We start from the raw sequence: 23,005 nt of genomic DNA on the forward strand, positions 1-23,005 counted from the left end.
GGTTCAGACCCGGGACCAGGGCGCGGGGAAGACCACCTCACCGTGCGGCGGCGGCCCCTCGTCGCTGGTGGCCGGCGGCAGCACCAGCGCCTGCCAGGGCTCGCCGAGACCGGACCACGGGCTGGTCAGGCCCATCCGGTCCGCCCGGGTGAAGCCGAAACGCCGGTAGTAGCCCGGGTCGCCGAGCACCACCACCAGCCGCTCGCCCAGCTCGGTCGCCGCGTCCAGCGCGGCCTGCACCACCGCCGTGCCGTGCCCGACCCGCTGCCGGTGCGGGGCGACCCCCACCGGGCCGAGCGCCAGCGCGGGCTCGCGGACCTCGTCGGACTCCACCCGAACCCGGCTGAGCAGGGCGTAGCCGACCACCTCGCCGCCGTACTCGGCGACCATGGCCAGCTCGCGGATCCAGGCGTCGCTGTCACGCAGCTCGTCGACGAGGGCGACCTCGCCGGGGGTGGTGCCCTCCGGTCGGGCGAAGGCCGCGGCCAGCACCCGGCGGACCGGGCCGGTGTCGGCCGGGTCCTCGGGGCGCAGCCGCAGGGTCGTCACCCGCGCGACGTTACCCGTCGGCAGGGGTCCATCAGCGACGGTCGCTCGAATCGGCGTGGCGAGACGTCCACGAGCGGCCGGTCGGGATCGGCCGTTGGTCGGGTAACGGCCGCCGTGACGGGGTATGACTGATCCATGAAACCCGTGCGCTCCCTCGCCCGTGTCATGTTGAGCGGCATCTTCGTGGTCAGCGGCGCCCGTAACTTCCAGAACCCGCAGCGACTCGTGCCGGCCGCCCAGCCGGTGACCGACCGGGTCGCCCCGCTGATCACCCGGGCCGCCCCCCAGCTCCCCACCGACACCGAGACACTGATCCGCCTCAACTCCGCCGTGCAGTTGGCCGCCGGTCTGATGCTCGCCACCGGAAAGCTCACCCGGCCGGCCGCGCTGGTGCTCGCCGGCACGCTCATCCCCACCACGGTCGCCGGTCATCCCCTCTGGAACGTCGAGGATCCGGCGATGCGCAACAACAACCAGGTTCACTTCCTGAAGAACCTGGGGCTCTTCGGCGGCCTGCTGCTCGCCGCCGCGGACACCGAGGGGAAGCCGGGTCTGCGCTGGCGGGCGGGCCATCGCATCGGCCACTCCCGACGTTCCGTGCAGCGCGCTGTCCGCACCGCCCGCCGGGAGGCCCGGATCGCCGTCGCGTCCGCGTCCGCCGCCCGACGACTCCCGGGCTGACCTGCGTCAATAAGGCCAAAACCCCCGTAAGGCCGCGAATCACCTGAACCACCCGACACCCGTTAACGCGGTGGAAATGTCAAAAACATGTGTGGGATCGGACACGGTCGCATAACGGGGGAGGCAGCAACGTGAGGCGCCGTTCTAGGCTCCGAACCGGACCTGGACGGGTAGGACGACCTTGGTACGGGGGTGGCCACGCCATGCCGGCGACCGTCGGTAGACGGCTGGACCGCCTCGCTCCGGTCCGTCGCGCGACGCGCGGGATCGATCGAAGGGCGGCCACCCGGGCCGGTGTCGTGTCCGCCGCCGCCTACGCCGCCTGGCTCGCCATCGGCGCGTTCGGGCGACCGTACAACTTCTTCGACATGAAGATCTACCACGGCGCGGTGGTGTGGTGGGCGACCGGGCACGACCTGTACGAGTTCATCGCCCCCACCACCACGCTTGGCTTCACCTACCCGCCGTTCGCCGCGCTGATGATGCTGCCGATGGCCCGACTGCCGATCGAGGCGGCCGGCTGGATCAACGCGGCGGGCAGCATCGGCGCCCTGGCCGTCGTGCTGGCCGCGCTGCTGCGCCCGATCGTCGACCGGCTGACCTGGCCACTCTGGTTCACCGTGGCCATCGCCACCCCGATGGCGGTGGCCATCGAGCCGGTCCGCGAGACCCTCGGGTACGGCCAGGTCAACGTGCTGCTCTTCGCGCTGATCATGGCGGACCTGGTCGGGCTGCGCTGGCGGTCCCGCCGGGGCACCCACGGCCGCCCCACCGACGGCCCGCTGCTGCGCTTCCTCTACAGCGGCGCCTGGGCCGGCGCCGGCATCGGCCTGGCCACCGCGGTCAAGCTGACCCCGGCGCTCTTCATCGTCTACCTGCTGGTCACCCGTCAGTGGCGTACCGCCGCGACCGCCGTCGGCACCACCATCGGCGTGACGGTGGGGACGTTCACGCTGGTCGGCACGGAGTCGCGGGCCTACTTCGGCGGGGTGCTCTGGCAGACCGAGCGGGTCGGCGCCGCCGACATGACCCCCAACCAGTCGCTCGCCGGCCTGTTGGCCCGGCTCTACGACTCGATCGAGACGCCCGGCCTGCTCTGGTTGGCGTTCTCCGTGCTGATCCTGGCGGTGGGGCTCTCCCGCGCGGCGACCGCCCGCGCCGACGGCGACGAGCTGACCGCGTTCACCCTGGTCGGGCTGACCGCCAACGTGATCAGCCCGATCTCCTGGTCACACCACCTGGTCTGGGTCATCCCGGCGATCGTCGTGCTCGCCGACGCGGCGGTACGCCGGCGCGAGGCCAGCCGGGGACCGTCGCCGCGCACCGGCCCCTCGTCGGCGTACGGCGGGCCGCCCGGGATGACCGGGCTGCGACCGCCCATCTGGTACCCGACGCTGACCGGCCTGCGGCACGGCGTCGCCGCCGTCGGGCTCTACCTGCTCTTCCTGATCTCGCCGATCTGGCCGTACGAGCACCAACTCCCCGAGGTCTCCCACTACCAGGACGGCCTCTTCGGCGCGCTGATGGAGAACTCCCTCGCGCTGGCGCTGATCGTGCTGGTGGCCGCGCTGCCCTGGCGACCGGGCGCCGAGCCGGCGTTCTACACCGACCGGCTGGCCCGGGTCGCCGCCACCGCCGGCCGGCGCTGACCGGCCGACTGCACCGCCCGGTCAGGGGCAGTTGACCCATTCCTCGGTACCGTCGTCGAAGACCTGCCGCTTCCAGATCGGCAGTCGCGCCTTGACCTCGTCGACCAGCCGGGCGCAGGCCGCGAAGGCCGCCGCGCGGTGGGCGGTGCTGACCGCCGCGACCAGGGCCACGTCGCCGATCTCCAGCCGGCCGATCCGGTGCGACACCGCGACCGCGTAGACGCCCGGTTCCGCGGCGATCTCGGCGGCCACCTCGCGAAGCACGTCGCCGGCGCTCGGGTGGCCCTCGTACTCCAGGAGGGTGACCGCACGGCCGTGGTCGTGGTCGCGGACGACGCCCTGGAAGGAGACCACCGCGCCGGCCCGGCGCTCGGCGACCGCGGCCTCGTGCGCGGCCAGGTCGAGCGGCTGGTCGGTGACCGCGAGCATGGTCACCGTCGGCCCGGCGGTCACCACGACCGCTCCCCGGGCAGCAGCGGCAGGGGTACGACCGGCACCCGCGCGCCCACCTCGCCGGTGGTGCCGGGACGGATCACCGCGAAGCCGTCCGCACCGGCCAGCCCGCGCAGCATGGCCGAGCCGACGTGCCGGACCGGGTGCGCGGTGCCGGCGGCCCGGTCGAGCCGGACCAGCGCCAGGTGGGTGTAGTCCCCGCGGCCGGCCACCGGCTCGGCGAGGGTGACGTGCGGCAGCACCGGCATCGGCCGGCCCTGCAATCCGGCGAGCAGCGGCGCGACCAGCGAGACCAGCGCGACGATCGCGGACTGCGGGTTGCCGGGCAGGCCGGCGACGAAGCGGACCCGGCCGTCCGCGCCGGCCAGCCGGGCCAGCAGCATCGGGAAGCCGGGGCGGACGGCGACGGTGTTGACCACGTAGTCCGCGCCGAGCGCCTCCAGCGTCGGGTGCAGGTGGTCGACCGGGCCGTGCATCGTGCCGCCGGTGGTGCAGACGAGATCGGCGGCGGTCAGCGCCGTGCGCAGCGCCGCCACGTGGGCGGGGAGGGTGTCCGCCACCGGGCCGACCACGTCGGAGGGGCGGACCTGGCAGCCGTAGCGGCGCAGCCAGGCCGGCACCGCCGGGCCGAGCGCGTCGCGGACCCGACCGGCGCCGGGCGGGCCGGCGGTGAGCAGTTCGTCGCCGAAGACCAGCAGGGCGGCCCGCGGCTGCCGGCGGACCCGCAGCTGGTCGTGGCCGCAGGAGGCGGCCAGCCCGATCAGCGCCGGGTCGATCGGGGTGCCGGCGGGCAGCAGCTCCTCGCCGGCGGCGGCCTCCTCGCCCGGCTCCCGCCACTCCGGCGTGGGGCGCGGCGTGCCGGTGACCCGCCCGTCGGCGGTACGCCGGGACTCCTCGATCCGCAGCACAGCGGTCGCCCCCGCGGGGACCATCGCGCCGGTGGCGATCTCGACGGTGGTCCCGTCGGCGGTCAGCGGCTCCGGGACGCCCCCGGCCAGCACCCGCCCGACGACCTGCCACGGCCCGTCGCCGCGGACCGCCCAGCCGTCCACGCTGGAGGTGGGGAAGGCGGGCAGGTCGGTACGGGTGGTGAGCGGCTCGGCCAGGGTCTGCCCGTCGGTGTCGGCGAGGGCGCGATTGACCGCGGGCAGCGCGGCGGAGAGGCCGACCGCGTACACCCGGGAGCGGGCCTCCTCCCACCCGGCCGGCGGCGGCGGCGCGGCGACCTGCGCCGCGTCGGCGGTTTCCGTGCTCACCGGGGGTGGCCTCCGTTCGAGAGTCGGTCGGGGCGCGGGCGGCCCGCGCTCACCCGGCGAGCCTATCGCCGCGCGCCGCCAGCCGCCCCGTCAGTGGTCGCCGCCGCGCAGCTGGTCCACGGCGTGGGTCAGGATCGGGCCGAGCACGGCGAGCCCGTCCTTCGCGCCGCCCCGCGAACCGGGCAGGTTGACCACCAGCATTCGCCCGGCCACGCCGGCCAGCCCCCGGGACAGCGCCGAGGTGGGGACGCGCTCCCGGCTGTGGGCACGGATCGCCTCGGCGATGCCGGGGATCTCGTAGTCGAGCAGCGCGCGGGTCACGTCGGGCGTCCGGTCGGTCGGGGTGATGCCGGTGCCCCCGCTGGTCAGGACCACGTCCATCCCGTCGGCGAGGGCGGCCCGCAGCGCCGCGCCGACCGGCTCACCGTCGGGCACCACCACCGGCTCGTCGACCGTGCAGCCCAGCTCGCGCAGGCCGGCGACGAGCAGCGGCCCGCTGGTGTCGGCGTAGACGCCGGCGGCGGCCCGGTTGGAGGCCACCACCACCCGCGCCCGGATCACGGCCGGTCCTCCGGCCGGACCCACTCGCCGGTCTTGCCGCCTTCCTTGCGGAGCACCCGGACGCTCTCGACGGAGGCGGCCGGGTCGACCGCCTTGACCATGTCGACCAGGGCCAGCCCGGCGACGGCCACCGCGGTCAGCGCCTCCATCTCCACGCCGGTCCGGTCGGCGGTCCGCGCGGTCGCGGTGATCTCGACGGTGTCGACGGTGAGCCGCAGGTCGACCGTGACACCGTGCAGCGCGATCGGGTGGCAGAGCGGGATCAGGTCGGGGGTGCGCTTGGCGCCCATGATGCCGGCGAGCCGCCCCACCGCCAGCGCGTCACCCTTGGGCAGGCCGTCGCGGCGGAGCAGGTCGACCACCTCGGCGGTGGTGCGGAGCCGGCCGGCGGCCACGGCGAGCCGGCCGGAGACCGGCTTGGTGGAGACGTCGACCATGCGGGCCGCGCCGGCCGCGTCGACGTGGCTGAGCTGCGCGGGATCGGTCACGGTCGGCAGCCTATCGGTCGGGTACGACCGGTTTTCCCGCCCGCCGCCCGGTCGGGAGGGGCGCGACCGGGTGCCCGGGCCACGCCCCTCCCCACCTACCCGCCGTCGTCAGTCGCTGGGGGGACCTTGACGTGCGGGGGCTCGCCGGCCCGCTTCTGACCAAGGGTCAGAACCTCCCCCGTTTCGCCGACCGGCGGGAACGCTACCGGGGTGGGCGATAAGAAATCGATAAGCGGCGTCGCAGCCGGTCAGGCGACGGGCGGGGGACCCGGGGCCGAGGGTGTCGTGACGGCCAGCCAGCTCGCCACCTCGTACCGCTCGGGGGCACCCATTCGTTCGAAGATCACCAGTGCCCGCTGCCGGTACCGTCGCGCCTCGGCCGGATCACCGGTCGCGAGATGGTCGGCGAGGGCGGTCAGCGCCCGGCCCTGTTCGTACGGGTGGGCGATCCGGGTGGCGAGTTCGAGCGCCCGGTGGTGTGCCGCGACCGCGCTCTCGTTCTCGCCGGTGCGTGCCAGCGTGAGGCCCAGGTCGTTCAACACAGCCGCCTGGACGTGGCGCTCGCCGCAGTCGACCGCCAACTCGAGGGCGTACTCGTGCTGATCCCGGGCCTGGTTCAGCTGACCGAGACTCCGGTACGCGATCCCGAGGTCGTTACGGGTCTCCGCCTCGGCGAACCGGTGCCCCGTCCGGTCGCGTAGTCCCAGCGACGCCGTGAGCCGCCGGATCGCCTCCGGGTACCGTCCGAGTCGGTTCTGGACCGCGCCGATGTGGCTCAGCGCGTTCATCGTGTCGAAGTAGCTGGATCGGGCCCGCGCAATGAAGAGATGCAGCCGGTGGGCCCGCAGCGCCTCGTCGTACTGCCCTGCGGCGGTCAACGCTATGCCGAGGTTGGGCAGCGAAACCCGTATCTCGTGAGCCGAGTCGCGCTGGAGCTGCCGTCCGAGGGCGATCGCCTGACCGAGGTCCCCCATCAGCCAGTACACGACGACCAGGTTGGCCCGGTACCGATGTTCATCCGCCCGGTCGCCCCGAGACAGGCTGATCCTGACGGCCGATTCGAGGTGCCTGAGCACCTTCGGGTAGCTGGCCGTTCTGGTGTACGCGGAGGCGAGGTAATTGTGCATCATCGCCTCAGCCCGCTGATCGCCCTCTTTCTCGGCCGCCGCCAACCCGTGCCGATGGGTCAACAGAATGTCATCGAAATACCCGCGGATGTAGCAGAACCGCCACAGGATCCGGGCCAGCCGCCACGCATACCCGCAGTGCCCGTTCTCGGCCGCAAACGCGATCAGCGAAACGAGATTCGCCCTTTCCTGTTCCAACCATTCGACGTCGGGATTCCCCGACGCCTCGATCAGGTCGGGGCGGAGGGGCTCGGCGAGGTCCGCGTGCAACCGGACGAGCTGGGGCTCGAACAGCTCCGCCACCCGGATGCCAACGTGCAGCGTGTGGTCCAGGAGACTGACGGCGGCGCTCTGCCGCTCCTCGAGGTGCGGCTCTGGCGCCGAGAGTTCCACGGAGTACTGCCGTATCAGGTCGTGCAGCCGGTACCGGCCGTCCGTCAACTCCTCCACCAGGTGCTGGTCGAGGAGTTCGTCCAGCGCCGCTCCCGCGCGGTCCCACGAAAGGCCGGCGAGGGCCGCCGCCATGGGCACGTCGAATTGCCCACCCGGGTGGACGCTCAACAGTCGGAACAGGCGCCTGGTCGGTTCGCTCAGCGGTTCGTACGAGGCGGCAAAGGCCCGCGCCACCGTCTGCTGCTCCGCGGCCAGGTGGGCAATGACCGTCGTCCCCTCGCCGAGCCGGTACGCCAACTCCGCGACCCGCCAACTGCGACGCTGAGCGAGCCGGGCCCCGGCCAGCCGGATGGCCAGCGGAAGGTGGCCGCAGCGCCGCGCCACCTCAGCGGCCGCTTCCGGCTCCCGTCCCACCCGTTCCACTCCCGCGGTCAGCGCCAGCAGTCTGACCGCCTCTTCCCCGGTCAGCAGCGGCAGTGACTCCGCCGGCCCGGTCTCCAGCGCCGAGAGCCGGCGGCGGGACGTGACCAGCACCACCGAACCCGGCGCGGTGGGCAGCAACGGAAGGATCTGCTCGGTGTCCGCCGCGTTGTCCAACACGACGACAGCCCGGCGTGCGGCGATCTCCCGCCGCCACAGATCAATCCGATGCGCGGACTCCGACGGGATACGACCCGCCGGTACGCCGAGTTGCCGGAGCAGAGCGACCAGCGCCGCCGCCGGCTCCACAGGCGCGCCCTCGGCGTGTCCGCGCAGGTCGATGAAGAGTTGGGCGTCGGGATAACGCTTCGACAGCCGGTACGCCAGATGGACGACGAGTGCGGTCTTGCCGCTGCCCGGCATGCCGTCGACGACCCGCACCGGCGAGGTCGTCGACGTCGCGGCCTCGATCTCGATGACCATGCGGTCGACCAGTTCGCCCCGGCCGACGAAGTTCGACACCGGCCGGGGCAGCCAGTTCAGCGGGACCGGCACGTCGACCGGGCGCTCGTCGGCACGCACCAGCCGAGTGGGCCGCCCGGGTTCCGCCGGATCCAGACCGGCAGGATCGGGCAGGCGCTCGCGGTTCAACACCGCTCGGTAGAGCTGCTGCAGGTCGGGGCCCGGCTCAATGGCCAACTGCTCGGCCAGGATCGTCCGGGCGGACCGGAACGCGGCGATGGCACCGGCCGGATCACCCTCCTGATGGAGGGCCCGGATCAGCAGCGCGTGGGCCTGTTCACGGAGTGGGTGGGCGCGAACGTGGTCACGGAGGCGCAGCACGGCACTGCGGGTCCGGCCCTGGCGCAGGTGCGCGTGGGCCCACAACTCGCGGGCTGCCAACCGCTCCTCGTCCGCTGCCGCACACCGGGCGGTCAGAATGGGTCCGAGTGGCACACCGGTGAGCATCGGCCCACGCCACAACGCTTCAGCCTGGCTGAGCCGAGCGTCGACGCTATCGAGGTCGGCTGCGGCCCAGGCTCGTCTGGCCTGCTCCACCAGGCGCTGGAAGACGACGAGGTCGAGCGCGTCGTCCGGGAGCCGGAGCCGGTAGCCGCCGGCCTCCCTGATCAGAACCGGCTGTTGCGCCGACTCGAGCGCCCGCCGCAGGTTGCCGGCGTACGAACGAACATTGGCCACAGCGGAGACGGGAGGCGAACCGGTCCACAACTCATCAACGAACTCGTCGATACCCAGCGTGCGGTTCGCGTTGACGGCGAGCAGACTCAGAACGGCCTGTTGCTTCGGCGTTCCCAGTGCCAACGAAAGGCCGTCGACCAGCAGGGTGGGCTTTCCCAGGACGTGAATCGCGACCATGACCAGCCACCCCCGTCCGTGACGCGTTTCCCCGCAACTACCGTCCGTGCCACTTCCGACTCCGACGCCCACCACTTCCGGGGGCGCCACCGGGATCGACGCGGAAAACTACAACCCCGCGCCCGATGCCAAGACCGTGCCGTTGGACCATTATTCAGCGCAAGAGGGAACGCTGATACGAGTGCTGCACTCCGTCTGCACAACGAAACACACCGTCACATTTGGGCAACCCTTTCTCACCTATTGCCCATAGTCACATATATCCCTCCAAAAACGCCCCAACCGCCCTTAGGCTGTGCCCGTTGCAGGCCGCGCACGGCGGGCTCGAAATGAGGCGGGAGGGGTGGCCCGGATGTCCGCACACGAGTGGTTGTGAGCAATTGTGGTTAACGGGTGACGCCACGTAGCCTTTGTGTCTGCTCAGCTTTACGCAGTCATGAGCGAGGGCGCGGTGGCGATATCGGACGACGGCAAGACGGAGGCCGAGCGGCAGCTGGTGCTGCACGTCGGCCTCGTCTGCGTTGTGGCCGTCGCCGCTGCGGCCGTGTCGCTGTACCAGCTGGTCCGTCTTCCCCTCACCCGGGACGACCTGGCGCTGTCGCTGACGCTGATCTTCATGGCCACGCTCAGCGTCCGGATCAACTGGCGAATCCGGATCCGCGCGACGGTGCACGCGGTCTCGTGGAGCGAAACGGCAATCGTCCTCGCCTTGGCGGTGGCGCCGGCATCGATGGTGGTCCTGACCACCGGGATCGGCTCCACGATCGCACTGCTGCTCATCAAGCCGGCGCCGATAAAGGCCGCATTCGGAGTGGCCAAGAGCATGCTGCTGGCATCGGGCGGAGCCGTCGCCCTGAATCTTCTCGGCTCGTCGCCAGCGACCGGCAACTTCGGTCGGGTCATCGGCGTCGTCGCCGTCGCGTACGCCGTCACCGTCGTCCTGGACGAGGCGCTGACCCTGCCGGTGATCGCCCTCGCCACCGGCACCCGGGTGGTCAGCCTCTTCCGCGACGACCTCGGGCTGCGGCTGACGAGCGCGGTGGCGCGTTTCGCGCTCATCGCCACCACCCTGGTCATCCTGCGCGTGGACCCTCGACTGCTGCTCGCGGTGCCACCTCTCGTGCTCAGCCTGCACCTGCTCTACTCCAACCGGGTCAAGGCCCGCACCGAACAGCAGGCCTGGCAACGGCTGGCCCGCACCACCGACGCGCTCAACGTGGTCGACCTAAACCGCGTCCTCAGCACCGCGGTCACCCAGGCCGCCGAGCTCTTCTCCACCGACGAGGTCGAGATTGCGCTGCGCGACGGCGGCCGGACGATCCGCGGCACCGGCGAGGCCATCACGTACGACGGGCCGGCCGCCGAGCCGAGCACCGTCGACGGCTCGATGATCACCGCCCGGCTGGAGGGTCACGACGGCACCGCCGACGTCGGCACGCTGCGGCTGCGCTTCCGCGGGCCGGTGCAGCTCAACGAACGGGAGCAGTACACCCTGCGTACCTTCGCCTCGGCGCTCTGCACGGCGGTCCGCAACGCCCAGGCGTACGCCGAGCTGGCCCGGGTGGCCGACGAGCACGCGCACGCCGCCACCCACGACGCGCTCACCGGCCTGGCCAACCGCCGCCACCTGCTGGAGCGGGGCACCGAGCAGATCGCCGAGCGGCACGCCGAAGGGGTGACCGCGCTGGTGCTGATCGACCTCAACCACTTCAAGGAGGTCAACGACACGCTCGGCCACGCCGCCGGCGACCAGGTGCTGATACAGGTCGCCGACCGGCTGCGCACCGTGGCCCGCCCCGACGACCTGGTGGCCCGCCTCGGTGGCGACGAGTTCGCCGTGCTGCTGCGCGGCCTGCCCGCCCCGGCGGTCGCCGCACATCGGGCCGAGGCCCTGCTCGGCGCCCTGCACGAACCCATCGACGTGGACGGCATGCGGATCAGCGTGGAAGCCAGCGGCGGCATCGCGGCGGCCCCGGCCAGCGGCGGCGTGCCCGAGCTGCTGCGCCGCGCCGACGTGGCGATGTACCAGGCCAAACGGGCCGGCCAACGGATTTCCACGTACGCCCCCACCCGGGACACCGCCGACCTCGGTCGACTCACCCTCGGCGGCGAGCTGCCCCGGGCGGTCGCCGACCACGAGTTCACGGTCAACTTCCAGCCGATCGTCGACCTCGGCACCGGCGCGGTGACCGGGGCCGAGGCGCTGGCCCGCTGGCATCACCCCACCCATGGCGTCATCGACCCGCTGCGCTTCATCGAGGCGGTGGAACGCTCCGGGATGCTCCCGGCGTTCGCCGAGGCCATCCTCGACCAGGCGCTGATCGCCGCCGGCAGCTGGCGGGCCGCCGGCTTCGACCTGCCGGTGTCGGTGAACGTCTCACCCCGCAGCCTGCTCGACGCCCGCTTCCCCGGTGCGGTACTGGCCCGGCTGCGGGCGCACGACCTGCCACCGGACCGGCTGGTGCTCGAGTTGACCGAGACGCTCACCCTCAGCCAGCTCGACGTGGTCGACCGGGTGCTCAGCCGGTTGCGGGACTCCGGGGTCCGGCTGGCCCTGGACGACTTCGGCACCGGCTACTCGTCACTCTCGCTGCTCTCCCGCATCCCGGTGCACGAACTCAAGATCGACCGCAGCTTCGTCACCGCGATGGAGAGTTCGGCGGAGGCGGCGGCGGTCATCCGCTCCACCCTCGACCTGGGGCGCAGCCTCAACCTCGCGGTGGTCGCCGAGGGAGTGGAGAGCGAACCGCAGCGCCGCGCGCTCTGGGAGCTGGGCTGCGGCGCCGGGCAGGGCCACCTCTTCGCCCGTCCGCTGCCTGCCGGCAGTCTCCTCGCCGCCCTTCAGCGCGGCTCCGGCGGACGCGCCGGCACGCTCGTCGCACCGTTGCACGACACCGGCGCCGTGATCCGGCTCGCCCCCGGCCGCCGCCAGCCCGGACGGAACCGCACGACGGGTCTGCCACACTTGCCGGCGTGACCGCCGCCGATCGCGCCGCCCGCAGCTGGCGGGCCGTCGACTCCGCCGCCGGCGGGCTCGGCCTCGACCTCGGTCTGTACGCCGTCGCCGCGGCCTTCGCCGCGGTCACCGCCGCCACCTCCACCCTCCCGCCGCACCGGGCCTGGGGCGGAGTCGCCGCCGTCGGCTACCTGACCGCCGCCCTGCTGGTGCTCGCCCAACTCCTGCTCCACCGGCGGCGACCAGGGCTGGGCGGCACCACCGCCCGGTGGCTGGTGACGGGGTTCGCCTGGGCGACCACCGCCCTGCTGCCGCTGGCGCTCCAGGCCGGGCAGCGGGCGTCGGGGCGTACCGACCGGGCGCAGGAGGAGGTGGTGGTCGTCGAGCAGGCCGGCATCCGCCTCGCCGAGCACGGCACCCCCTACCTCGGGCACGACGCGATCGCCGCGCTCCCCGCCGACGAGCGGCTGCTCGGCTACACCCCGTACCAGCCGGGGATGGCGTTGTTCGGGCTGCCCCGGGCCGCCTCGGACGCCTGGTGGACCGACTCCCGGGTGTGGTTCGCCCTGGTCACCGCGCTGGTTCTCGCCCTCGCGGCGGGGACGCTCCGATCCGCCGCCAGCGCCGCGGCGCAGGGGCGGCCGGCGGCGGTGCTGCGCGGCGTGCAGGCGGCGACCGTCCTTCCGGTCTGCGCGCTCACCCTCGCCACCGGCGGCGACGACCTGCCCGTACTCGCGCTCTGCCTGCTGGCGCTGGCCCTCGCCGCCGCCGACCGCCCCGGCGCGACCGGCGTGGCGGTCGGCCTCGCCGGAGCGTTGAAGCTCTTCGCCTGGCCGGTCGCCCTGGTCCTGGTCTTCTGGGGGGTGACCCGGCGGGCCGGTCTCCGGGTCGCCGCCGGCGCGCTCGGCCTGCCGCTGCTCGCCCTGCTGCCGGCGCTGCTGGTCGACCGGGACGCGCTGGTGGAGAACGTGCTGCGCTTCCCGCTCGGGCACGGCCTGGTGACCAGCCCCGCCCAGTCACCGTTCCCCGGCCACCTGATCGCGACCGCGCTGCCCGCCGGGCGGGTGCTCGCCGCCGCGCTGCTCGGCGCGGTGGGCGTCGCCATCGCCGTCCGGCTCGTCCGCCGCCCGCCCCGCACCGCCGCGGCCGCCGCCCTTATCTGCGGGTACGGGTTGCTCGCGGCGATCCTGCTGATGCCGTCGACCCGCTTCGGCTACCTGCTCTACCCGCTCGCCCTGCTGGTCTGGGCACCCGCGCTGCGACCCGGGACCGTTTCCGTCGACTCCCCGGCACAGGCGCTCTCCAGGGCGTAGACCTGAAGACATGAGCAGCTACCGCGATCGTGAGGACGCCGGCCGGCAACTCGCCGACCGCCTCGCCGGCCTGGTCGGCCAGCCGGACGTCGTCGTGCTGGGGTTGGTCCGGGGCGGGGTACCGGTGGCCAGGGTGGTCGCCGACCGGATCGGCGCGCCGCTGGACGTCCTGGTGGTCCGCAAGCTCGGCATGCCCTGGGCGCCCGAGGTGGCCTTCGGCGCGCTCGGCCCCGGCGGGGTCCGCGTACTCAACGACATCGTCGCCAGTCGGCTCGACGAGGACGCCATCGCCGAGGTGCAACGCCGCGAGCAGGCCGAACTGGAACGCCGGGAGGAGCGCTACCGGGGTGGCCGGCCACCGCTGGACCTGTCGGGGCGTACCGCGGTGGTCGTGGACGACGGCCTGGCCACCGGCGCCACCGCCCGGGCCGCTGTGCAGGTCGCCCGCCACCTCGGCGCCCAGCGGGTCGTCGTCGCGGTGCCGGTCGGCTCCCAGGAGGCGTACGAGATGCTCGCCGCCGAGGCGGACCAGGTGATCTGCGCGCAGCGGCCACCGGATTTCGGCGCGGTGGGCGCCTACTACGACGACTTCCACGAGGTCAGCGACGACGAGGTCAGCGAGGCGCTGATCGCCACCGCCTGACGGTCGCCGAGACCGGGTACCGTCGAGCGATGCAGCTCACCTGTCCCAAGTGTCACGGAGACATGCGCCAGTACGAGCGCAGCGGAATCGTCATCGACCAGTGCAGCGAATGCCGGGGGATCTTCCTGGACCGCGGCGAACTCGAGAAACTCTTCGAGGCCGAGGCCAACTGGAATCAGCAGCACACCGGCGCGGCTCCCGGCCAGCCGGCGCCGACCCCCGGCCCGCAGCACGTCCAGGGCGGGTACGCCCCGCCGCCCCCGCCGCCCGCGCACCAGCCGGGCTACGGCGCCGTGCCCCCGCCGCCCCCGCCGCCGCCCGTGCACGGCTACCCGCCGCAGCCCGCGTACGGGCACGGCGGCCAGCAGCACCACGGCTACCACGGGCACTACAAGCGCAAGAAGCACAAGAGCTTCCTCGACGAGATGTTCGGCTGAGCACCGCGCCGACCGGGCCGGTTCCGCGCCGGTCCGGTCGGCGTGCCGACCCGCCACCGTCGTGGCAGGCTGGGCGGCATGACGCGGCAGCACCTCGCGTTGGCGCAGGCGTACGACGGGATCACCCGGGTCGTCGCCGACCTCGACGACGCCGATCTGCAACGCCCCACCCGCTGCCGCGGCTGGCTCGTCGCCGACCTGCTCTTCCACCTGCTCTGCGACGCCCAGCGCTGCCTGGTCACCCTGGCCAGCCCCGCCGACGGCCCGCCCGACGTCGATGACGTCAGCTACTGGCGGTCCTTCCCGGGCGGTGCTGGCGACATCGGCAGTGCCCGGCACGCCTGGTGGGCCCGCCGCTCGGCCGCCGCGTTCGAACGCCCGAGCGGGGTGGTCCGGATCTGGTTGGACACCGCCCCCGCCGCGGTGCGGGCCGCCTCGACGGCCGACCCCGACGGCTGCGTCACCACCCAGGGGCACGTGCTGCGGGTACCGGACTTCCTGGCCACCCTGACCACCGAGGCGGTCGTCCACCACCTCGACCTGGTGTCCGACCTGCCGGACGCGCCGCTGCCCGGCGTGCTCGCCACCCGGGTCGCGGTGGCCACCATGGATGGCCTGCTCAGCGACGACACGGTCCGCCCGGCCGGCTGGGACGACGTCGAATACCTGCTCAAGGCCGCCGGTCGGGAGGCGCTGACCGACGCCGACCGGCGGGAACTGGGCGAGGCCGCCGGCTGGTTCCCGCTGATCGGTTGATCCTGCCGTGGCTGACGTTCGACCCCGCCGTGTCGTGCTCAGGACCTCAAGGACCGGGTTCCGTGAGGATCCGCAGTGCGGCGGTGTGCACGGCCGCGCTACGGGCGAACAGCGCTGGCCCGGGTCGCGGTCGTGACTGCCCGTCGAACCCGCTGAAGCATCCGCCCGCCTCCTCGACGATGATCGACGTCGCCGCGTAGTCCCACACCTGTCCCCTGGCCTGGACGGCGAGGTCCAGCTGCCCGGTTGCCACGAGTAGCGCGGCATGGACACTCCACGGACAACGCAGGGTCTCGGCGCCCAGCGGGGCGATCATGTCGCGTTCGGACGGGGAGAGTTCCTTGTCGGTGGGGATGACGCCGAGCCGACTCCCGGCCACGGTGTCGGGATCGCGGTGGACGACAGTGATCGGCCGCCCGGCGGTCAGGCTCCCACCGGAGATGTCCGCCTCGAAGGCACCACTGCCTCGCTGGGCCCACCAGATCTTTCCCTGAGCGGGAACGACGGCAACACCGACGGTTACCTCATCAGCCTCTTCCAGCGCGACGAGCACCAGCCAACGGTTGTCACCGGCGACGAAGAGCGCGGTGCCGTCGATCGGGTCGACAATCCAGCGACGGCTGCCCCCACCGGTCTCGCCTGCTTCTTCACCGAGGACGGCGTCGCCGGGTCGCGCATCGGTCAGTACGCCTCGGATCGCGGCCTCCACCGCACGGTCGGCTTCGGTCACCACCGTCCCATCGGACTTCAGCTCGGTAGGAAGCTCAGCTAGGGCCGCGAAATACCGAAGGCCGATCATGGCACCGGCAAGAGCCGCCCGTCTGGCCAGGAGAAGATCAGCTTCCATGTGCTCCACCCTCTGGATAGGCACCGAGAACTCATCGCCGCGCCCCGCGACACGGGGTCAGCCGATGGCCATGTCGACGAAGCGGGACAGGTGCAGCTGGGCGGCCACGGTGATGCTGTCGGTCGGGCCGTTCCGATGCTTGGCCACGATAAAATCCGCTTCACCCGCCCGCGGCGACTCCTTGTCGTAGTAGTCGTCGCGGTGCAAAAGGATTACAACGTCAGCATCTTGTTCAATTGAACCAGACTCACGCAAATCGGACAATTGTGGGCGCTTGTCGGTCCGCTGCTCCGGGCCACGGTTCAGCTGGCTGACCGCGATCACCGGGCATTCGACCTCCTTGGCCAGCAGCTTCAGGCCACGGGACAGGTCGGCGACCTCCTGTTGCCGGCTCTCGGTGCGTTTCGGCGAGGTCATCAGCTGGAGGTAGTCGACCACGATCATCTTGAGGTCGTGCTTCTGCTTGAGCCGGCGCGCCTTTGCCCGGATCTCCATCAGGTTCATGCTCGGCGTGTCGTCGACGAAGAGCGGCGCCTCGCTGATCTCACCCATGCACCGGGCCAGCTTGGTCCAGTCGTCATCGGAGAGTTGGCCGCTGCGCAGCACGTGCAGCGGCACCCGGGCCTCGGCTGAGAGCAGTCGCATGACGATCTCGACCTTGCTCATCTCCAGCGAGAAGATCGCCGCCGCCTGGTTGGCGCGGATGGCCGCGTTCCGGGCGAAGTCCATGCTCGCCGTGCTGTTGTGTGTGGGGATCATCGCCCAACCCGCGAGGTAGAGGTGCTCCGGGTTGTCCACCGTCACGCAGCGGACCGGCACGCTGGCGACGGGCCGCACGTCCACGATGAACCGCGCCGCGGTCCGGACGTCCGAGCTGGTGCGCCGCCGCGCCGCGTGCGCCGCCCGCTTCCGTTCCAGCCGAAAGACCACATCGGGCGTGGAGAAGTTCAGCGTGTACGCCGTCGACGTGGCCTCGCTGCGGCCGGCCACCGACTTCCGGTTGACCGTGCACCGGTAACCGAGGCTGACCACGAGCTCGCGGACGTCCTCGGCCAGCCGCCTGGAGGTGGAGGTGTACTGCAGGTTCCCGGTGGGGGCCACGGTGCCGTCGGTGTCCATCAGACCGGCGAGCAGCGCGCGGCGCTGGCGCTCCGAGGCCCGCAGGTACCCACTGGGGATGTGCTTCTCGACGGCGACGCCCAGCCCGCGTAGCAGCCCGAGGAACGAGCCGCGCTGCCGGTGACACTCGGCGCACCGCCGAGTCGCCGGATTTTCCCGCAACGCTCGGCTGCTGCCACCGCAGTCCACGCAACGGCGATCGGCCGGCGCCGGCACCGCGGGAAGCAGGATGCTGTAGACCATCGGCCCGCTCGGCCGGACCAGGAAGCCGTCCTGCTCGACGTACCCGAGCATCTCCTGATCGACGGTGGTGAATCGGCTCGCGCCGGTGTGCCCGTCACCGAGCCAGACCCCCAGGGTGTACGGGCCGACGGGCAGCCTCCGCTCCGGCAGCTGCAGCGGGGCGCAGTTCTCCACCGAGTGGTTGAGCCGACCGTCCGTCCCGGTACGCAGCGTCGCGGCGATCTCGGCGGTGGTGAACACGCCGTCGTGCTGGACCCGGGCACCCGCGTTGACCTGCCGTTCGGCGCGTTCCCGCAGAGCCGCGAGCAGTGGCCCGGCCGGGTAGCCCGGCGCGGTCCAGTTGCGCACCTTCCCCGCCCGGTTCACCGGACGGCCGATTCGCCCGTTGGCGCCGACCTGCCGCGCCACGGTGTGCAGGACGTTTCTGAACTCAGGGCCCACGAGCTCGAGCGTCTGCGCGAGGGTGACCAGTCGGCGGGGATCGGCCTCGACGTTGGCGACCGCCGTCCGGACCTTCGCCAGGGACGATTCGGGCCAGTGGCTGCGGAACCGCTGCTCGGGCTGGCGGCGGCTGGCCCGGGTGGAGGTCTTCCAGAGGTGCTCGGCGTCGGCGACGATCACGCTGCCATCGGAGAACTCGACCTCGTAGCAGGGGCGGTCGTACCGGACGTCGAAGGCCGCGGTGATCGTCGTCGGCGTGCCGTCCGCCGCCAGGAGCTGGTCGCCGACCGTCACCTCGCCCATCGTCGTCCAACCGGTGGGGGTCGGAAGCGGCGTCTCGAGGGCGAGCGCCTTACCGAGACCAGGGCGCCCTGCCACGATGATCAATTGCCCCGGGTGCAGCCCGTTGAGCAGCCGGTCGAGATCCGTGAAACCGGTCGGCACGCCGGTCATCATGCCGCCCGAGGCGCCGACCGCCTCGATCTCGTCCAGCGTCGGCTGGAGCATGTCGGCGAGCACCGCGAAGTCCTCGCTGACCCGGCGCTCGGTGATGTCGTAGACGGCCTGCTGGGCGAGGTCGACGACGTCGTCCACGTCGCGGCTGCCGCCGGCCGCGGTGCCGTAGCCGAGCTGCACGATCCGGGTGCCGGCCTCGACCAACCGGCGCAGCACCGCCCGCTCGCCCACGATCCGGGCGTAGTAGGCGGCGTTCGCCGCCGTGGGAACGGCGGCCATGCAGGTGTGCAGGTAAGGGGCCCCGCCCACCCGGGCCAGGTCGCCGGAGTCGGCCAGGGCGGCCGCGACGGTGATCCCGTCGGCCGGCTCGCCCCGGCCGTAGATGTCCAGGATCTTGTCGAAAATGGTGGCGTGGATCGGCCGGTAGAAGTCGGTGGTCTTGATGATCTCGACTACGTCGGCGATGGCGTCCTTGGAGAGCAGCATGCCGCCGATGACGCACTGTTCCGCCGCGACGTCCTGGGGCGGGGTCTTGTCGAAGTGCCCGTCACGCGGGGCCGGCGCGGGCGACTGCCCGCCAGCTCGAGGCTCCGCCCGCATGTCGTCGGTGACCGACACGGATCCCCCTCCACTGCAACGTCGACTACCAGCTCTACCCGTGGGGTGCGACAACTTCCGATCGGACCGGTCCGGTCGATCGGGGGGCATCGCGCGACCGGTCGGTGCCCCACGATACGGACCCCGAGGTCAGACCCCAACCAGGCCGGTGGACGAGCCTCGGGACAACCTGTGGACACCGGTGGACGAGCATGTGCGCAGCGTGTGCACAGGCTGTGGAAAACTGTTGGGGAATTCCTGGCGGATCGGCTCTGACCTGCGCAGACATGATCCCCACCCTGTGGATGAAAAATTTCCGGTGAGCCTGTCGGGCCGGTTTTCCCGTACTATCTGCTGCGAACGGCTACACCTGGACAGCGGATTGCACTTTCGGTTGAGAAGGGTCACGCTCCGGCCGTGAGTTACCGGGACTGGGAGCGCGGGGACGGCACCCCGCGCGGGCGTCAGCCGATCGCCCCCTGGGAGGACCTCGGCGCCACGGTCCCGGCCGATCCGTACACCTCGGGAGTGGACCGCTACCGGACGCCGAGCCGGCGCCGGGCGATCGAGCGCGGCCAGGACGAGCCGGTCGACCCCTACCTGCCACGCTGGGCGAGGGAGTCGGGGATCGCGCACGCCGACGGCCGGGGCCGACACGCCGCTCCCGACGACGACGACCCTCCGGTCTCCGGGGCGGGCCGCCGGGCGGCCCGCCGCCGGGAGAGCGAGCGCGGCGAGCTGCGGGTGATCGGCGCCGCGCCGGAGTCGGACCACACCCAGGAGTGGACCTTCGACCGCCCCCAGGAGCAGGGGTACGTGGGCAGCCGCCGGGCCGAGACGGCCGAGGAGGACCCGGTTTCCGGGGCGGCGCCGTCCGCCCGCCCCCGCCGGTCGCCGTCCCGCCGTCCGCAGGTGATCTGGTCGGGTGGGGAGGAGTCCGAGGTCGATCCCGGGCTGTCCCCCGACCGGGGCGTCGAACAACCCTTCCGGCGCGGTCGGCGGGCCACCACGGATTCCGCCTGGTCTCGTCCGGCTGACGGGTGGGGTCGCGGCGTACAGCCGGAGCCGGAGTACCGGCCGGCGGTCGATCCGTGGGACGCGTCCGGCGTACACACCTGGCAGCGCGGGGAGTCCGACGACCGGTGGGGCGGGTCGACGGCCGCCGCGCGGTGGAACCAGGGCGACAGCACCGGCCAGTGGGACCGGTTCACGGACACGGGCCAGTGGGACCGGACCGACGCCGGCCGGTGGGGCACCACGGTCGAGACCGGCGGGCGGGGGCGGACCGACTCCGACCGGTGGGACCGGACGGAGCCGCCGCAGTCGGCGCAGCCCGGGGCCGGCGAGGGTTGGCCCTGGTCGGAGCAGCCGGAGGGGTTCTGGTCGGGGACCCGCCTGGCCGGCGACGATCCGAGGTGGATGGATTCGCCGCAGTCCGCTCCGCGTTCACCGGCGGTCGCCTACACGGCCCCGCGTCCACGGACGGCGCCCCGCCGGGTGGCGCCGGTGGATGCGGATCGGGCGGCGGGTCCGGGGTCGCTACGGGACCGGATCGGCGGTGGGGTCTGGCAGCGACGGCTCGAGGACGACCTGCTCGACCCGGATCCGGGGGGCCCGCTCCGCCCGTTGGTCTACACCGCGGCGTGTTACCTGGTGCCGGCGGTGCTGGTCTTCGTGTTCCTGTTGACCCTGGACGGTCAGGCGCCGGCGGGCTGTGTCACGGACATCAGCGGCGGCGGGTGCGACTCGCCACGGGCGCACGCCTTCGGCTCGTTGATCGCGGGGGCGCCGCGGTTCGGGTTGGCGTTGCTGAGCAGCCTGGTCGTCGCGATGCTGCTGCGCCGGGTCGGGACGACCTGGCGGTCGGCGACGGTGGCGTTGGCCGCGGCGGTGGTGGGGGGCGGTCTCTCCACCGTGCTGATCAGCGCGGTGACCGGTCAGCCGATCGGCTGACCGGCCGGACGCGCCGGCCCGCGTCGGGCGGCCCGTGGTTGTCGCCCGGTCCGGACATGGGAAAGGCCCGCACCGGAGTCCGGTGCGGGCCTTTCCGTCGTGCGGTGGGTGTCAGCCCTGAACGACGTTGAGGTCGAACTTGGCGCTCACCTCGGGGTGCAGCTTGATCCGCACCGGGTAGGAGCCGGTCGACTTGATGTGACCGGGCAGCTCCAGCCGACGACGGTCGAGGGTCGGGCCGCCGGCCGCCTTGACGGCGTCGACGATCTCGGCCGGGGTGACCGAGCCGAAGAGCCGACCACCGTCACCGGCGCGGGCCTTCAGGTTGACCTTCAGACCCTCGAGCTGGTCCTTGACCTCGTTGGCGTGGCCAAGGTCGCGGATCTCACGGGCCGAGCGGGCCCGCTTGATGACCGTGACCTGCTTCTCCGCACCCTTGGTCCAGCTGATCGCGAAGCCCTGCGGCAGCAGGTAGTTACGGCCGTAGCCGTTCTTGACCTCGACGATGTCGCCGGGGGCACCGAGACCGGAAACTTCCTGGGTCAGGATGATCTTCATGTCGGTGCCTCCTCTCAGCGGGCCGTGGCGGTGTACGGCAGGAGCGCCATCTCACGGGCGTTCTTGACCGCACGGGCGATCTGCCGCTGCTGCTGCGAGGTAACGCCGGTCACCCGTCGCGCGCGGATCTTGCCGCGGTCGGAGATGAACTTGCGCAGCAGCGCGGTGTCCTTGTAATCGATATAGGTGATCCCGTCCTTGTCGAGCGGGTTCACCTTCTTCTTCGGCTTGCGAAGTGCCGCAGCCTTGGCCATTGACCTTGCTCCTGGTTTGCGATCGCGGGCGCTCGGCGCCATTAGAACGGGGGCTCCTCGTCAAAAGATCCGCCGCCCGAACCGGAGCGCGACGGAGAGGGCGCGGCCGAAGCCCAGGGGTCGTCGAAGTTTCCTCCGCCGCCACCCTGGCCACCACCGCCACCGGAACCGAAGCCACCGCCTCCGCCACCGGAGCGCGCCATCTTCTGCACCTTCGCCGTGGCGTAGCGCAGGGACGGGCCGATCTCGTCGACCTCGAGCTCGATGACGGTGCGCTTCTCACCCTCGCGGGTCTCGTACGACCGCTGACGCAGCCGACCCGAGACGATCACGCGGGCGCCCCGCTGGAGCGACTCGGCGACGTGCTCCGCCGCCTGCCGCCACACGGTGCAGGCCAGGAAGAGCGGCTCGCCGTCCTTCCATTCGTTGGTGGTCTTGTCCATGAACCGGGGCGTCGAAGCGACCCGGAACTTGGCGACCGCCGCACCGGACGGGGTGAACCGCAACTCGGGGTCATCGGTCAGATTGCCGATGACCGTGATGGTGGTGTCTCCTGCCATGACCATCTCCTCGCGCACTCATCAGTTCTGTCGTACAGGCTCTCAGAGCCCTGCGACAGCATCGATGAGGCTGATCCGGGCGAACCGGGGGTTGAATGCTTAGCGCATCTCCGGCCGAATGACCTTGGTGCGCAGCACGGACTCGTTGAGCCGCAGCTGACGGTCCAGCTCAGCCACCGCCTCAGGCGTCGCCTGAAGGTCGATGACGGCGTAGATGCCCTCGGCCTTCTTGTTGATCTCGTACGCGAGGCGCCGGCGGCCCCACACATCGGTCTTCTCGACCGAGCCACCCGCGGTCCGAATCACGTTCAGGTACGTGTCGAGCGACGGGGCGACGGTGCGCTCCTCGAGGCTGGAGTCGAGGATCACCATTACTTCGTAATGACGCAAGACGTGCTCACCTCCTGTGGGCTATGCGGCCACGGTCCCTCCGTGGCAGGAGGTCGTGCGTCGCTGCCCGCTCCGGGGCCCGGGGGAACCCGGCCGGACGCGGACAACCTGACCAGGATACCCGGTCCGGACGATCATGCCCGGGCAGGCCGGGCCGGCCGGTCGGGCGCGGCGACAGGGGCCCGCCCCCGGTGCCCGAAGGCCGATGGCGGACCCCTGTCCACGAGGCCGCGGGGCGTCCCGTCCGCATTCCTTGGGTGGGACCTGGGGAGGAACGACCACACCGATGAGGTTGGATCGAGGACGCCCCGCGGAGCTTTTCCTGTTGTTGTCCGACCGTACAACGACACTCGTCACCTGTTTGCCGAAATGAGATTATTTAGTCTGACATTTCTCGCACTCGCGGTGGTAGCCCGTCGGGTCCGGCGAGAGCCGGAGGTCGATCCCACCCCGGTCAACGACCAGCGACCCGTCCCGGTGACGCCGCAGGCCCGGAACGCCTCGCCGCGACTCCCCGCGTCCGTGGCC

Annotated in this window: 20 protein-coding genes; 8 read left to right on the forward strand and 12 right to left on the reverse strand. The window is 72.2% G+C overall.

Features of this window, described 5'->3' with window-relative positions; translation table 11 throughout:
- Window positions 1-3 precede the first annotated feature (3 nt).
- Window positions 4-549 (reverse strand): GNAT family N-acetyltransferase, encoded by a 546-nt coding sequence (locus V6U81_RS11610; RefSeq protein WP_334487836.1) that lies wholly within the window; start codon window positions 547-549, stop codon window positions 4-6.
- A gap of 135 nt (window positions 550-684) precedes the next feature.
- On the opposite strand from V6U81_RS11610, the gene V6U81_RS11615 reads away from it, so the two are divergent.
- A complete protein-coding gene (locus tag V6U81_RS11615; protein WP_334487838.1) occupies window positions 685-1,230 on the forward strand; it encodes a DoxX family protein in 546 nt (181 codons plus the stop codon).
- Window positions 1,231-1,433: 203 nt separating this feature from the next.
- Window positions 1,434-2,879 (forward strand): glycosyltransferase 87 family protein, encoded by a 1,446-nt coding sequence (locus V6U81_RS11620; RefSeq protein ID WP_334487840.1) that lies wholly within the window; start codon window positions 1,434-1,436, stop codon window positions 2,877-2,879.
- A gap of 21 nt (window positions 2,880-2,900) precedes the next feature.
- Here the strand turns inward: V6U81_RS11620 and V6U81_RS11625 are convergent, their stop codons facing one another.
- The 5 genes from V6U81_RS11625 to V6U81_RS11645 all read right to left on the reverse strand — a co-directional run bounded on the left by V6U81_RS11625 (window position 2,901) and on the right by V6U81_RS11645 (window position 8,954).
- Window positions 2,901-3,308 (reverse strand): molybdenum cofactor biosynthesis protein MoaE, encoded by a 408-nt coding sequence (locus V6U81_RS11625; protein ID WP_334487921.1) that lies wholly within the window; start codon window positions 3,306-3,308, stop codon window positions 2,901-2,903.
- Window positions 3,309-3,328: 20 nt separating this feature from the next.
- A complete protein-coding gene (locus tag V6U81_RS11630; RefSeq protein ID WP_334487842.1) occupies window positions 3,329-4,588 on the reverse strand; it encodes a molybdopterin molybdotransferase MoeA in 1,260 nt (419 codons plus the stop codon).
- A 90-nt stretch (window positions 4,589-4,678) separates the two neighbouring features.
- Window positions 4,679-5,149 carry a MogA/MoaB family molybdenum cofactor biosynthesis protein gene (locus tag V6U81_RS11635; protein WP_334487844.1) on the reverse strand — a complete coding sequence of 157 codons (471 nt, stop codon included), beginning with the start codon at window positions 5,147-5,149 and terminating at the stop codon, window positions 4,679-4,681.
- On the reverse strand, window positions 5,146-5,637 hold the full coding sequence (gene moaC / locus V6U81_RS11640) for a cyclic pyranopterin monophosphate synthase MoaC (RefSeq protein ID WP_334487847.1): 492 nt from the start codon (window positions 5,635-5,637) through the stop codon (window positions 5,146-5,148). The genes V6U81_RS11635 and moaC overlap by 4 nt, the downstream gene beginning before the upstream one ends.
- A gap of 248 nt (window positions 5,638-5,885) precedes the next feature.
- Window positions 5,886-8,954, reverse strand: coding sequence for an AfsR/SARP family transcriptional regulator (locus tag V6U81_RS11645; RefSeq protein WP_334487850.1), 3,069 nt, complete (start codon window positions 8,952-8,954; stop codon window positions 5,886-5,888).
- A 436-nt stretch (window positions 8,955-9,390) separates the two neighbouring features.
- Between V6U81_RS11645 and V6U81_RS11650 the strand changes: the two genes are divergently transcribed.
- The 5 genes from V6U81_RS11650 to V6U81_RS11670 all read left to right on the forward strand — a co-directional run bounded on the left by V6U81_RS11650 (window position 9,391) and on the right by V6U81_RS11670 (window position 15,059).
- Entirely contained in the window at window positions 9,391-11,931 is a 2,541-nt protein-coding gene (locus V6U81_RS11650) for a putative bifunctional diguanylate cyclase/phosphodiesterase (RefSeq protein WP_334487853.1), read from the forward strand.
- Entirely contained in the window at window positions 11,928-13,223 is a 1,296-nt protein-coding gene (locus tag V6U81_RS11655) for a glycosyltransferase 87 family protein (protein ID WP_334487856.1), read from the forward strand. Before V6U81_RS11650 ends, V6U81_RS11655 begins: the two co-directional genes overlap by 4 nt.
- A gap of 10 nt (window positions 13,224-13,233) precedes the next feature.
- On the forward strand, window positions 13,234-13,866 hold the full coding sequence (locus tag V6U81_RS11660; protein ID WP_334487859.1) for a phosphoribosyltransferase: 633 nt from the start codon (window positions 13,234-13,236) through the stop codon (window positions 13,864-13,866).
- Between the two features lie 29 nt (window positions 13,867-13,895).
- Complete coding sequence (locus V6U81_RS11665; protein WP_334487862.1) at window positions 13,896-14,303, forward strand: TFIIB-type zinc ribbon-containing protein; 408 nt, start codon at window positions 13,896-13,898, stop codon at window positions 14,301-14,303.
- A 78-nt stretch (window positions 14,304-14,381) separates the two neighbouring features.
- A complete protein-coding gene (locus tag V6U81_RS11670) occupies window positions 14,382-15,059 on the forward strand; it encodes a maleylpyruvate isomerase N-terminal domain-containing protein (protein ID WP_334487865.1) in 678 nt (225 codons plus the stop codon).
- A gap of 46 nt (window positions 15,060-15,105) precedes the next feature.
- Here the strand turns inward: V6U81_RS11670 and V6U81_RS11675 are convergent, their stop codons facing one another.
- On the reverse strand, window positions 15,106-15,906 hold the full coding sequence (locus V6U81_RS11675; RefSeq protein WP_334487869.1) for an inositol monophosphatase family protein: 801 nt from the start codon (window positions 15,904-15,906) through the stop codon (window positions 15,106-15,108).
- Between the two features lie 57 nt (window positions 15,907-15,963).
- On the reverse strand, window positions 15,964-18,783 hold the full coding sequence (gene dnaB / locus V6U81_RS11680) for a replicative DNA helicase (RefSeq protein ID WP_420884011.1): 2,820 nt from the start codon (window positions 18,781-18,783) through the stop codon (window positions 15,964-15,966).
- Between the two features lie 396 nt (window positions 18,784-19,179).
- Here dnaB and V6U81_RS11685 point away from each other — a divergent pair, with 396 nt between their 5' ends.
- Complete coding sequence (locus tag V6U81_RS11685) at window positions 19,180-20,715, forward strand: hypothetical protein (protein ID WP_334487874.1); 1,536 nt, start codon at window positions 19,180-19,182, stop codon at window positions 20,713-20,715.
- A gap of 111 nt (window positions 20,716-20,826) precedes the next feature.
- Here V6U81_RS11685 and rplI read toward each other — a convergent pair whose 3' ends face one another.
- From rplI to rpsF, 4 genes are all read right to left on the reverse strand, one after another.
- Window positions 20,827-21,273, reverse strand: coding sequence for a 50S ribosomal protein L9 (rplI, locus tag V6U81_RS11690; protein WP_334487876.1), 447 nt, complete (start codon window positions 21,271-21,273; stop codon window positions 20,827-20,829).
- A 14-nt stretch (window positions 21,274-21,287) separates the two neighbouring features.
- Window positions 21,288-21,527 (reverse strand): 30S ribosomal protein S18, encoded by a 240-nt coding sequence (gene rpsR / locus V6U81_RS11695; protein WP_007073789.1) that lies wholly within the window; start codon window positions 21,525-21,527, stop codon window positions 21,288-21,290.
- A gap of 41 nt (window positions 21,528-21,568) precedes the next feature.
- Window positions 21,569-22,105, reverse strand: coding sequence for a single-stranded DNA-binding protein (locus tag V6U81_RS11700; protein WP_334487878.1), 537 nt, complete (start codon window positions 22,103-22,105; stop codon window positions 21,569-21,571).
- Window positions 22,106-22,186: 81 nt separating this feature from the next.
- A complete protein-coding gene (gene rpsF / locus V6U81_RS11705) occupies window positions 22,187-22,477 on the reverse strand; it encodes a 30S ribosomal protein S6 (RefSeq protein WP_067301247.1) in 291 nt (96 codons plus the stop codon).
- Window positions 22,478-23,005 lie beyond the last annotated feature (528 nt).

It is taken from the genome of Micromonospora lacuserhaii, from assembly GCF_036902735.1.
GTDB lineage: Bacteria > Actinomycetota > Actinomycetes > Mycobacteriales > Micromonosporaceae > Micromonospora.

Excerpts from the sequence above, each read along its gene's own strand:
- V6U81_RS11615 (WP_334487838.1), top strand. The coding sequence starts at position 685 with ATGAAACCCGTGCGCTCCCTCGCCCGTGTCATGTTGAGCGGCATCTTC.
- V6U81_RS11620 (WP_334487840.1), top strand. The coding sequence starts at position 1,434 with ATGCCGGCGACCGTCGGTAGACGGCTGGACCGCCTCGCTCCGGTCCGT.
- V6U81_RS11625 (WP_334487921.1), bottom strand. The coding sequence starts at position 3,308 with ATGCTCGCGGTCACCGACCAGCCGCTCGACCTGGCCGCGCACGAGGCC.
- V6U81_RS11645 (WP_334487850.1), bottom strand. The coding sequence starts at position 8,954 with ATGGTCGCGATTCACGTCCTGGGAAAGCCCACCCTGCTGGTCGACGGC.
- V6U81_RS11650 (WP_334487853.1), top strand. The coding sequence starts at position 9,391 with ATGAGCGAGGGCGCGGTGGCGATATCGGACGACGGCAAGACGGAGGCC.
- V6U81_RS11660 (WP_334487859.1), top strand. The coding sequence starts at position 13,234 with ATGAGCAGCTACCGCGATCGTGAGGACGCCGGCCGGCAACTCGCCGAC.
- V6U81_RS11665 (WP_334487862.1), top strand. The coding sequence starts at position 13,896 with ATGCAGCTCACCTGTCCCAAGTGTCACGGAGACATGCGCCAGTACGAG.
- V6U81_RS11670 (WP_334487865.1), top strand. The coding sequence starts at position 14,382 with ATGACGCGGCAGCACCTCGCGTTGGCGCAGGCGTACGACGGGATCACC.
- V6U81_RS11675 (WP_334487869.1), bottom strand. The coding sequence starts at position 15,906 with ATGGAAGCTGATCTTCTCCTGGCCAGACGGGCGGCTCTTGCCGGTGCC.
- rplI (WP_334487876.1), bottom strand. The coding sequence starts at position 21,273 with ATGAAGATCATCCTGACCCAGGAAGTTTCCGGTCTCGGTGCCCCCGGC.
- rpsR (WP_007073789.1), bottom strand. The coding sequence starts at position 21,527 with ATGGCCAAGGCTGCGGCACTTCGCAAGCCGAAGAAGAAGGTGAACCCG.